Origin of the sequence: Sphingobium sp. (genome assembly GCF_048594625.1) — a bacterium.
Taxonomy (GTDB): Bacteria; Pseudomonadota; Alphaproteobacteria; order Sphingomonadales; family Sphingomonadaceae; genus Sphingobium.
Genome location: NZ_JBMDWL010000111.1, coordinates 1 through 9,686, shown reverse-complemented (window position 1 = coordinate 9,686; position 9,686 = coordinate 1). Strand labels below are relative to the sequence as shown.

Below are 9,686 nucleotides of genomic sequence, written 5' to 3'. Positions count from 1 at the left end.
ATGTTTCGCATCGCACCCCAAGGCGATCACGGTCCGTCCGCGAGCGCCGCCCGATCGCTGCGGCAGGCCGGCCGCCAGCGTGACGAAGCGCCTGCCGTCCAGCGTTTCGATCAACTGCGCCGTGACCCGTTCGGCATCCTGCATGCCGTGCGCATCCCATCGCGGGCAGGTGCCGCCGAACCGGGCAAAGGGCCATGCCTCCCCATCGAAGCGTTTGGATATGATCCCGGCCCGGTCAATCCGCGCCATGAAGAAGGGGATGCCGCGCGCGCCCGTGCGGTTCAGGCTGGTGAGCCGGTGCGCCAGCTGTTCCATCGACACGCCGAACCGCTCGCGCAGCAGGGGCAGGTCATGGCGGCTCTGTTCCGCCGCCTGCCGGAACCGGTCATAGGGCATGAGGAGGGCGGCGGCGGCATAGTTGGTCAGCGCCATGACGGCCAGACGACGGCTGTCTTCATCCGGCGGGGCGGCGCGGGCGATCTGGGCGGCGATGGCGTCGGCCAGTTCCTGCGCGCAGACATGATAGGCGATGGCGAAGAGCCGTCCCGATGGCGGCATCCGTTCGCTGAGCAACAGGCGCCGCCGGTGCATGTCATAATGGCGCAGCGTGTCGGCCAGCACATCGGCGCGCACGACCTGCACCGCGATGCCGTGCCGGTCCTTCAGCCGTGCCCGAAGGTCCGCCTGCAACAGCGCCGGATCGTCGGGTAGGTCGGCGGACAGGGTTTCCGCGCCCGCATCGATTTCCGCGAAATGATTGCCCGCCTTTGCGATGGTTTCGCGCAGCCAGTCGATGGGCGCGATCATCCGCGCCGGGCCGCCATCACCCGATGTCGGCGCTTCGCCCGGCATTTTGCGTAGATCGCCCAGCGCGCGATAGAATCGGGCGATGGCTTCGCTGACGCCAGGATAATTTTCCGCGACTTCCAGCACTTCGTCGCGGGCGATGCCGATGTCGCGGACCAGCGCGTCGGACAATATTTCGCTCAGTTCCCCCGGCCCGCCATCCTGCGCCTGCGCGGTGAAATCGCGAATGTCGATGTCGTAGGTGTTGGCGAGGCGCAGCAGCATCTGCGCGGTCAACGGCCGCTGATTGCGTTCCAGATGGTTCAGATAGCTGGGCGACACGCCCAGTTCTTCGGCCATCTGCGTCTGATTGAGGCCCAGTTCGCGGCGCAGCACGCGCAGCTTTGGCCCCAGATAGAGTTTGCGATCGACCAGCTCCGCCATGAAGTCATGATGTCATAGAATGACAATATGACCAAATCTTTTTATGACTGACGGCCACTCATCGGCCTTATCGGCTGCGCGGATAGCGTCTATTTCTGTGTGCATCAGCCCGCATGGGCATCACCGCGAAGGACGAAGACATGACGACCGACACGATCGAACAGCCCCAGCCCGCCCGTTCGCGCGCTGTTTTTTCCCAGCAGGATTTCGGCCTGATCCGCACCGCGATCGCCCATTATCTGAAAGAAGTGCAGGATCAGCCGGAATCGATCAAATATGCCAATCTCTACCATCGGCTGGGTCGCGTGACCTGAACGTCGCGGGACATATGCAAAAAGGGCGCGGAAGTGATTCCGCGCCCTTTTTGTCATGTGGGCGATGACGCTTTTTTCCAGGGCGCGCTGCGTTAGATGGGACGCAGGTCGCGCGCTCTCAGTTTTTGTCGTCGCATCCTTTCAGGCGGAAAACCGGTTCCCACGTTCCCGCACGATGCTTTAGAAAAGCCGGGTCAGTCCGTAGAATAGCGCGCCGATCGCGGCAGCGGCGGGCAGGGTGACGACCCATGCCACGATGATGCTGGATGCCACGTTCCACCGTACCGCCGACAGGCGGCGCGATGCGCCCACGCCGACGATCGCGCCGGTGATGGTATGGGTGGTCGATACGGGGATGCCCAGATGGGTCGCCATGAACAGGGTGATCGCGCCGCCGGTTTCCGCGCAGAAACCCTGAGCCGGGGTCAGCCGGGTGATTTTCGACCCCATGGTGTGGACGATTTTCCAGCCGCCCAGCAGCGTGCCGACGCCCATTGCCGCCTGACAGCTGATCACCACCCAGAAGGGGACATGGAATCCGCCCTCCAGCAGGCCCTGCGAATAGAGCAGCACGGCGATGATCCCCATCGTCTTTTGCGCGTCATTGCCGCCATGGCCCAGCGAATAGAGCGATGCGGACACCAGTTGCAGCTTGCGGAACACCCGGTCCGCGCCCTGTGGCGTGAACTTGCGGAAGATCCAGCTGATGAGCAGTACCAGCATCAGCGCCAGGAACAGGCCGACGGCGGGCGAAATGACGATTGCGGCGCTGGTCTTGAACACGCCGCTCCACACGATCGCGGACAGCCCCGCCTTGGCCGTGCCCGCGCCCAGCAGGCCGCCGACCAGCGCGTGGCTGGACGAAGACGGGATGCCCAGCCCCCAGGTGATGAGGTTCCAGGCGATGGCCCCCATCAGCGCGCCGAAAATGACCTGCGGGTCGATGATGTTGGCGTCGACAATGCCCTTGCCCACGGTTTCGGCGACATGCAGCCCGAAAAAGAGGAAGGCGATGAAGTTGAAGAAGGCCGCCCATGCGACCGCATATTGCGGTTTGAGCACGCGGGTCGACACGATGGTCGCGATCGAATTGGCGGCGTCGTGCAGGCCGTTGAGAAAGTCAAAGGCCAGCGCAACGCCGATCAGCGCGATCAGCAGGGGAAGGGCGATGGGGTCCATGGCGGGTTAGTCTGTGTCCTGCATGGATCGAAACATCCTTGGGTCCGTTCGTTTCGAACATGGTCGCGAAACGAGAGATGTGCGCTATCCGCTTCTCGACAGGCTCGAAGCGAACGGGTGGATATGGCGTGCCGAAAGGTCAGGCGTGATCGATGACCAGACCGGAAATTTCGTTGGCGACATCCTCGAACCGGTCGGTGACCTTTTCCAGATGGCTGTAGATTTCGTTGCCGACGATGAAATCCATCGGATTGCCCGCGCGTGCCTGCTGATACAGGGCTTTCAGGCCCGCTTCATGCAGGATGTCGGCATGGCCTTCCAGCTTTACCAGCCGTTCGGTCAGGTCGTGCAGCCGCGTGGCGTTGAGGTTGAGCGAACGCAGCAGCGGCATCGCTTCGGACGTGATGCGCGCGCATTCGACGATCAGCGCGCTCATATCCTGCATCTGCGGGGCGAAATCCTTCACCTCATACAGCGCGATGGCCTTGGCCGTCTGGTTCATCTGGTCGATGGCGTCGTCCATCACGCCAATCAGGCCGGTGATGGCACTGCGGTCGAACGGCGTCACGAAAATGCGCCGGACATCCTGCAACACATCGCGGATGATGTCGTCCGCCAGATGTTCCTGATCGGAAATGGTCTTGATGTGCCCGGCCATGTCCGGTCCGCCCTTGAGCAGCAGCGCCAGCGCATCGGCGCCCGCGACCAGCGTGGTGGCATGATCCTCGAACTGATCGAAGAAGCGCCCCTGCTTGGGCATCAGCGCGTGAAACCAGCGCAGCATTCCAGTCCTTTCATCATGCTTTTCGCGAATCGCCAGCAGCAGCCGGATGAACCAGCCCGGATTGGCGGGCGGTTCGCGGAACGCCGCGATGATCGATTGCAGATCGGGTTCATCGACGGCATTGGCGGCTTCGGCGACCGGGAACCAGCGCAGTTCCCGTTGTCCCTGTTCGGGCCATTGCGTCAGGTGGCCGGTGACCGCAAGCGGAAAAACCTCCACCGTCGCCTCGCGCGACGAACCGTTGCGCTTGCGCTTGTCATATCTGTACCGGCCCAGCGGCGCGGGACAGGCGATGCCATGAATGCCCGCTTCCTCATAGGCTTCCAGTTCGGCGGCGCGGTGACCGGCCATGCCCTTGATGCGATTGCCCTTGGGAATGACCCAGCGCCGCGTTTCCCGCGACGTGATCAGCAATATCTGCATCACGCCGTTGGCATCGGTGGTGTAGGGAAGGGCGGCGATCTGACGCATGGACCGCTTGTAACGAAATTGTCACAAAAGGCAAGATTCTGGCGCGCACTGGCGGCGGTGTCGGCTGTTCCGCTTTGGCGCAGATGTGGGGCGATGGTTACAGAAACAGAAATTCGGCCAGCGCCTCCACGGCGGGCTTGTCGGCGGATCGGGGGGCGATCGCCTGCCGGATTTCGATCGCGGGCAATGGCATGTCGAGCGCCAGCCGCTGAATGCCGCTCATCCGGCCGATGTCGCGCGCCAGCGTGCCGAACGCCGCGAAACAGCCCGCGCCATCGCGCAGCGCTGCGATGATTTCGAACATATTGTCGCTTTCCAGCAGCGGCATGGCGTTGCGGAACCGCCCCTTGGCCAGCGCGGCTTCGATGATGTCGCGCATGCCGCTGCCCGTTTCGAGCGACAGCATCGGCGTCAGCGCCAGATCGTCCCGGCTGACACTGTCCGCCCGCGCCAGCGCATGGCCGCTCCCGGCATACAGGTTCAGCTGTTCCGACCAGCCATATCGCGACCTGAAACCGGCCGGTTCCTCCAGCGCATAGAAATAGGCGATGTCGGCCCGCCCGTTGGCCAGCACGATGGCGGCATCCTGCGCGTTGTGGACATGCAGGTCCAGCGTGATGGCGATGTCTTCGTTCGCCGCCTCGAACGCGGCCAGCGCATCCTGAAAATGGCCGAATACCGGGGCGGGCGCCGCCAATATGATCGGTTGCCGGGATGGCAGAACCGGCATCGGCACGAACGGGGTGGGGGGCTCTTCCTCAACCGGTGCGGCCATGGCCTCCGGTTCGGGGGAGGGCGCGGGCGCAGCGATGGGCGCGGGCTTCTCCGCCTCCTGCGCCGGTGCGGGCGCGTCCTGCGTCAACAGGGTCATGGCCTGCGCGGTCTTGCGCCCGGCGGGGGTCAGCCGGGCCGCCCCCTCCAGATCGTCGAACAGGCGATAGCCCAGCCGCATTTCCAGCGACGCCATATCCTGCACTATCTGTTCGACGCTGACATTGAGGTCACGCGCGCACCGCATGACGCTGCCCGCGGCCACCATCTGCGCGAATATATCCAGTTGGCGCAGGGAAGGGCTGTCCATGGCGCGGTGATAGAACAAATGATGCAGGCGGTTAAGGGGCGATCTTTGCGATCCGCCACAATCATGGTTGACGAGTCATAGCGGTTGATGGCAGGGCGTCCGCCTGCCGGGCGGGTATAGCTCAATGGTAGAGCACTAGCCTTCCAAGCTTGTGATGCGGGTTCGATCCCCGCTACCCGCTCCAATCGGCAGATCAGCGAAATATCGGTAACGACCTTGCCGTCCGCTTTGCCGGGGGTTGCCTTGGCGTGGTCGGGCTGGAACCCATATCTGTCCTGCGCGCTTTTACAGTCAGGCCGTCGAAACGGTCGCGATAGGCGAGAGGATGGATCATGTTCGCAATCATCGTTACGCTGGCGGCTGCGGCATTGCCGCAAGCCACCACGGGGCAAACCACCATGCCACAGGGCAACGGCCATCATGCCAATGATATGCGGCGTCCCGAAAGCGAAGCGCGCCCTTCGTCACCCCGCCGCACGAAAGAAAAGCGCAGGCCCGATGCGAAGGAGCAGGATAAGGCGCCTGCCCCCGACGAGACGCGTGATGCCGATGGCGTGTTGATGCCGGGCGCGCCCGGAACCAGCAATCCCGCCATTCCGGGTGGTTCCGCGTCTTCCGGCGGATGACGGGTCCGGTGTGGCTGCCTGCTGGCGAAAATCTCCGTACAGTGCGGTCGGGCGGGCGGCGCGTTTAAACACCGACTATTGTCGATGCCGATATGGCGGCGCCCGCGCCGTGTCAGCCCGTTGCCTTGGGCGTGACCCATACTTCCACCGGTGCGACGAACTTGCCCGGCGCGGGTTTGCAGACATGGACGCGATCGGCCGTGACGCGCTCTCCGCTCTCCAGATTGAAGGTCGCCCAGGGCTTGGGCATGCGACCGAACGCCATCTTCTGGATGGGCTGGCCGGTGGTCGAATTCATGATGGTTGCAACGATGCTCATGCCCGCGCGTTAGCGGTGGATCGTCGAACCTGTCCAGCGTGACGCGCAAATCTTGATGCGTGGGGTTGCGAACTGCTTGCATGGCGTCGCAAAGCGGGGCTATGCGTCAGGAAATTGTCTGAGAAAGGTACGACATGAATAACAGCGACCTCGCCGATGCACTCGCCACCGAACTGGGCCTGACCAAGGCTGACGCGAAGAAGGCCGTCGAAACGGTGTTCTCCTCGATCGCGGCTGCCGCTGCGAAGGGTGAAGAAGTGTCCGTGAACGGCTTCGGCAAGTTCAAGGTCAAGGAAAGCGCCGCCCGTGAAGGCCGCAACCCCGCAACCGGCGCGACGATCCAGATCGCTGCTTCCAAGAAGCTGGGCTTCTCGCCTGCCAAGGCGGTCAAGGATCAGCTGAACGGCTGATCCTTCATACACCGGCCCCGCGTTCGCGCGGGGCCGGATGTCTTTTTACGCCCCGCGGTCTGCAGAAGATCAGGCGCCCGGCGATGGCGGTCCCGAACTGCCCCGTTCCACCAGCGTGAACAGAAATTCCGGCGTTTCGACCGGCCCATTGGCCAGCGCGTCGATGACGGACCGGCCCATATCCTCCAGCGGTTGCCGCACCGTCGTCAATGGCGGCCAGGATGTCAGGCTGGCGGTGGTATCGTCGAATCCGGCGACCGACAGATCTTCGGGCACGCGCATGCCGACCCGGTGCGCCAGTGTCAGCACGCCCAGCGCCATTTCATCATTGGTCGCGAATATCGCGCTTGGCGGTTGCGGCAATGCCAGCAATTGTTCGCCCGCCTCTATCCCCGACGCGAAGTCGAACCGTCCCTGCACGAACAGCGAATCATCGGTCGCTATGCCAGCGTCCGCCAGCCCATCGCGAAAGCCATCGACCCGGCGCAGCGCGGCGCGGTGGGTCGGGGGCGGGGTGATGATGCCGATGCGGCGATGGCCTTGCGCAATCAGATGGTCGGCGACCATCCGCCCCGCCGCCCGTTCGGGCGTGTGGATGGTGAAACCTTCCGCCGCCAGCGACCCTGCGATTCGCGCATAGGGCAGGCGCATTTCGGTGAGGCGCGCCAGCAATCCTTCGTCGTCGGACAGGGGCGGGACCAATAATATGCCGTCGGGGCGCAACGCGGCGACAAGCCGGTCCAACACCTCGAACCGTTCCGCGCCCCCCGGCGACACCGGTTCGACCACCAGATGATAGCCCAGTTCCCGGCACCGCCACGCCGCGCCGATCTGAATGCGGCTGACATAGCCGGGCGCGGGATTGTTGTAGAGGAAGGCGATCATGAAGGATTTGCCCCCCGCCAGCCGCCGGGCGGACTGATTGGGGCGATAATCCAGCTGCTGGATCGCGGCATTGACGCGGGCCTGCAATTCCGGGCTGACATTGGGCGCCTTGTTGACGACGCGCGACACCGTCTTGATCGATACCTGGGCCAGGGCGGCGACATCGTGGATGCTGGTCATGGGCCTTCATGCGGCTGGAAAGGGGTGATGCGACCATGACGGCAGCAGGCACCGGTTGGCAAGATGGCGTCGCACAGATTATGGAAGCGCTCGGAGCAACGCGGGGAATGCGGACCATGTCGAACGTCATCAACCTGCGGCAGGCGCGCAAGAACAGGGCGCGGGCCGACAAAAGCCGAATGTCTGACGAAAATCGCGCCCGCTTCGGCCGGACGAAGGCGCAGCGGCAGGCGGATGCGGAAGAAGAGCAGCGTCGTAATAATATCCTGAATGGTGCAAGGTTAGATAGACAGGATGAAGAATAGTCATTGATGAACGATTGTTCATTTTAAATGATTATCGCATATTTCTGTAAATCCATTGTTCATATTAAAATGAATGAATATTCATGGAACTCGACCTGACGTCGCGATGAGGCAATTCGTCGCGATTGTGACGGCTATGTTGCGATCGATCGTGCAGTTGCGCGTTGATGTCTTGCTATGACTGGAAATATTCGCTCAAACCGCCCCGCCAGGGCCGCGATTGCCGCTGTTCTGGCTCTGTCCGCAACCCCGCTGCTGGCACAGACCGCGTTGCCGCCCGTCGCTACGCCGTCGGTAGCGCCCGAAGCCGCAGCGCCGGTCACACCGCCTGTCGTCAATGCGCCTGCGGTTGAAACGGCTGCGCCCGCCACGGCGGCACCTATGCCTGCAAATCCTGCGCCTGCAAATGGCGCCAGCGTACAGTTCACCCCCAGCCAGCCGGTCGTGCAGAGCACGCCGCCGGTAGGGGAACGCATCGCCGCCGCCACGGCTGCGGCTCAGGCGGAGCAGGCGGAGGTTCAGGCGGCTGCACCCTCATCCCCTCGTAGTGAAGCGCGAACCACGCAGCGTCGTGCCGCCACATCCGATGCCGCGATGCCAGCACCCATGTCGCAGCGCGCCGCCACCGAACCGGTAGCGACCCCTGCGCCGACGTCGGCCGCGCCCGCGCCGGTCCCTGCGCCGGTCGATCCGGTTGTTGCACAGGAAGCTGAGGTTGCGCCTGTAGCAACGCCTGCTGAAAGCGCCGCACGTACGGACGAGGCGCTGATGTGGGCGCTGGGCGGCGGCGCGCTGCTGCTGCTGGGGTTGGGCGGAACGGCCATGGTGCGCCGTCGTCGCCGCGACGAGCAGGATGAGGCGATTGCGCTTGCCACGGTTGAGCCTGTCACGGTTGCGCCCGTCGCTGCCGTCCCGGTTGCTGAGCCGGTTGCCCCCGTTGCCATGCCCGCAACGGCAGATGCCCGTCCGGTGGTTGCGCCGCGCCCGGCCATGGCCCCCTCCATGGCAACCACGCAGCATCGTCTGCATGACGAAGCGACGCTGGAAGCCATGGTCGCCGCTGCGCCCAGTGCGGAAAATCCCTTCCGCACCCGGACCAAGCGCCTGCGACGCGCCCATTATCTGCTGGCACACGATGCGGAACGGCATGGACATGCCGCCGTCGCCGCCCCCGCGCCGCAGACGACCCATGCCGAACCGACACCGGCCGCGCCTGATCGCAGCCAGACGGTCTATCGCTTCGGTGGTCAGCGCAGTTCGCCCGGTTTCCTGAAGCCGCGCACCCGTTAAGCGGCAACGCCCGACCAAGAGGACAGGGGCGGAAAGGCCATCGGGCTTTTCCGCCCCTTTCGCATGCGGCTTTTGTTGCGCTTTGGGCGCGGCGCTGTTACCGGCGCGCCGGTCATTACCGCGCCTTTTAACGGAAGAATCGCTCAAGCTATGTCCGACAAGATCAACCGCATCGTCCTCGCCTTTTCCGGTGGTCTCGACACCAGCGTGATCCTGAAATGGCTGCAACAGACCTATCAGTGCGAAGTCGTCACCTTTACCGCCGATCTGGGGCAGGGTGAGGAACTGGAGCCGGCCCGTGCCAAGGCGCGCCTGATGGGGGTCAAGGAAGAGCATATCTTCATCGACGACCTGCGCGAAGAATTTGTGAAGGACTATGTCTTCCCGATGATGCGCTCCAACGCGCTCTATGAAGGCCTGTACCTGCTCGGCACATCGATCGCGCGTCCGCTGATTGCCAAGCGCCAGATCGAAATCGCCAAAATGGTGGGCGCCGACGCCGTGTCGCATGGCGCGACCGGCAAGGGGAATGATCAGGTCCGCTTCGAACTGGGCTATTATGGCCTGGCCCCCGACATCAAGGTGATCGCGCCGTGGCGCGAATGGGATCTG

At 63.8% G+C, this 9,686-nt stretch carries 12 protein-coding genes and 1 tRNA gene; 7 read left to right on the top strand and 6 right to left on the bottom strand.

From position 1 onward, the window contains the following. Nucleotides 1-1,230, bottom strand: a 1,230-nt coding sequence (locus ACOJSJ_RS14480; RefSeq protein WP_420145679.1) for a helix-turn-helix domain-containing protein, incomplete at its 3' end; no start/stop codon positions are given. Nucleotides 1,231-1,370: 140 nt separating this feature from the next. Between ACOJSJ_RS14480 and ACOJSJ_RS14475 the strand changes: the two genes are divergently transcribed. Continuing rightward, on the top strand, nucleotides 1,371-1,544 hold the full coding sequence (locus ACOJSJ_RS14475; RefSeq protein ID WP_420145678.1) for a hypothetical protein: 174 nt from the start codon (nucleotides 1,371-1,373) through the stop codon (nucleotides 1,542-1,544). A gap of 180 nt (nucleotides 1,545-1,724) precedes the next feature. Here ACOJSJ_RS14475 and ACOJSJ_RS14470 read toward each other — a convergent pair whose 3' ends face one another. The 3 genes from ACOJSJ_RS14470 to ACOJSJ_RS14460 all read right to left on the bottom strand — a co-directional run bounded on the left by ACOJSJ_RS14470 (nucleotide 1,725) and on the right by ACOJSJ_RS14460 (nucleotide 5,059). Further along, complete coding sequence (locus tag ACOJSJ_RS14470; RefSeq protein WP_420145677.1) at nucleotides 1,725-2,723, bottom strand: inorganic phosphate transporter; 999 nt, start codon at nucleotides 2,721-2,723, stop codon at nucleotides 1,725-1,727. Nucleotides 2,724-2,862: 139 nt separating this feature from the next. Further along, nucleotides 2,863-3,978, bottom strand: coding sequence for a DUF47 family protein (locus tag ACOJSJ_RS14465; RefSeq protein WP_420145676.1), 1,116 nt, complete (start codon nucleotides 3,976-3,978; stop codon nucleotides 2,863-2,865). Nucleotides 3,979-4,075: 97 nt separating this feature from the next. Next, nucleotides 4,076-5,059 carry a LysR family transcriptional regulator gene (locus tag ACOJSJ_RS14460; protein WP_420145675.1) on the bottom strand — a complete coding sequence of 328 codons (984 nt, stop codon included), beginning with the start codon at nucleotides 5,057-5,059 and terminating at the stop codon, nucleotides 4,076-4,078. Nucleotides 5,060-5,169: 110 nt separating this feature from the next. On the opposite strand from ACOJSJ_RS14460, the gene ACOJSJ_RS14455 reads away from it, so the two are divergent. Both ACOJSJ_RS14455 and ACOJSJ_RS14450 read left to right on the top strand, forming a co-directional pair. After that, a tRNA-Gly gene (locus ACOJSJ_RS14455) sits at nucleotides 5,170-5,243 on the top strand. A 148-nt stretch (nucleotides 5,244-5,391) separates the two neighbouring features. Then, nucleotides 5,392-5,685, top strand: coding sequence for a hypothetical protein (locus tag ACOJSJ_RS14450; protein WP_420145674.1), 294 nt, complete (start codon nucleotides 5,392-5,394; stop codon nucleotides 5,683-5,685). A gap of 112 nt (nucleotides 5,686-5,797) precedes the next feature. Here ACOJSJ_RS14450 and ACOJSJ_RS14445 read toward each other — a convergent pair whose 3' ends face one another. Continuing rightward, entirely contained in the window at nucleotides 5,798-6,004 is a 207-nt protein-coding gene (locus ACOJSJ_RS14445; protein ID WP_420145673.1) for a hypothetical protein, read from the bottom strand. Nucleotides 6,005-6,138: 134 nt separating this feature from the next. On the opposite strand from ACOJSJ_RS14445, the gene ACOJSJ_RS14440 reads away from it, so the two are divergent. Further along, a complete protein-coding gene (locus tag ACOJSJ_RS14440; protein ID WP_420145672.1) occupies nucleotides 6,139-6,414 on the top strand; it encodes an HU family DNA-binding protein in 276 nt (91 codons plus the stop codon). Between the two features lie 69 nt (nucleotides 6,415-6,483). Here ACOJSJ_RS14440 and ACOJSJ_RS14435 read toward each other — a convergent pair whose 3' ends face one another. Further along, nucleotides 6,484-7,479: a LacI family DNA-binding transcriptional regulator gene (locus tag ACOJSJ_RS14435; RefSeq protein ID WP_420145671.1), complete on the bottom strand. Its 996-nt coding sequence runs from the start codon at nucleotides 7,477-7,479 to the stop codon at nucleotides 6,484-6,486. Between the two features lie 8 nt (nucleotides 7,480-7,487). Here ACOJSJ_RS14435 and ACOJSJ_RS14430 point away from each other — a divergent pair, with 8 nt between their 5' ends. From ACOJSJ_RS14430 to ACOJSJ_RS14420, 3 genes are all read left to right on the top strand, one after another. After that, entirely contained in the window at nucleotides 7,488-7,784 is a 297-nt protein-coding gene (locus ACOJSJ_RS14430) for a DUF4169 family protein (protein WP_420145670.1), read from the top strand. 177 nt (nucleotides 7,785-7,961) lie between these two features. Then, the gene (locus ACOJSJ_RS14425; protein WP_420145669.1) at nucleotides 7,962-9,074 is read left to right on the top strand and encodes a hypothetical protein; all 1,113 of its coding nucleotides are present in this window, start codon (nucleotides 7,962-7,964) and stop codon (nucleotides 9,072-9,074) included. A gap of 150 nt (nucleotides 9,075-9,224) precedes the next feature. Further along, a partial coding sequence (locus tag ACOJSJ_RS14420; protein WP_420145668.1) for an argininosuccinate synthase domain-containing protein occupies nucleotides 9,225-9,686 on the top strand: 462 nt, incomplete at its 3' end.

Coding starts and splice junctions, on each gene's coding strand:
- ACOJSJ_RS14470 (WP_420145677.1), bottom strand. CDS start 2,723: ATGGACCCCATCGCCCTTCCCCTGCTGATCGCGCTGATCGGCGTTGCG.
- ACOJSJ_RS14425 (WP_420145669.1), top strand. CDS start 7,962: ATGACTGGAAATATTCGCTCAAACCGCCCCGCCAGGGCCGCGATTGCC.
- ACOJSJ_RS14450 (WP_420145674.1), top strand. CDS start 5,392: ATGTTCGCAATCATCGTTACGCTGGCGGCTGCGGCATTGCCGCAAGCC.
- ACOJSJ_RS14475 (WP_420145678.1), top strand. CDS start 1,371: ATGACGACCGACACGATCGAACAGCCCCAGCCCGCCCGTTCGCGCGCT.
- ACOJSJ_RS14460 (WP_420145675.1), bottom strand. CDS start 5,059: ATGGACAGCCCTTCCCTGCGCCAACTGGATATATTCGCGCAGATGGTG.
- ACOJSJ_RS14440 (WP_420145672.1), top strand. CDS start 6,139: ATGAATAACAGCGACCTCGCCGATGCACTCGCCACCGAACTGGGCCTG.
- ACOJSJ_RS14435 (WP_420145671.1), bottom strand. CDS start 7,479: ATGACCAGCATCCACGATGTCGCCGCCCTGGCCCAGGTATCGATCAAG.
- ACOJSJ_RS14430 (WP_420145670.1), top strand. CDS start 7,488: ATGCGGCTGGAAAGGGGTGATGCGACCATGACGGCAGCAGGCACCGGT.
- ACOJSJ_RS14445 (WP_420145673.1), bottom strand. CDS start 6,004: ATGAGCATCGTTGCAACCATCATGAATTCGACCACCGGCCAGCCCATC.
- ACOJSJ_RS14465 (WP_420145676.1), bottom strand. CDS start 3,978: ATGCGTCAGATCGCCGCCCTTCCCTACACCACCGATGCCAACGGCGTG.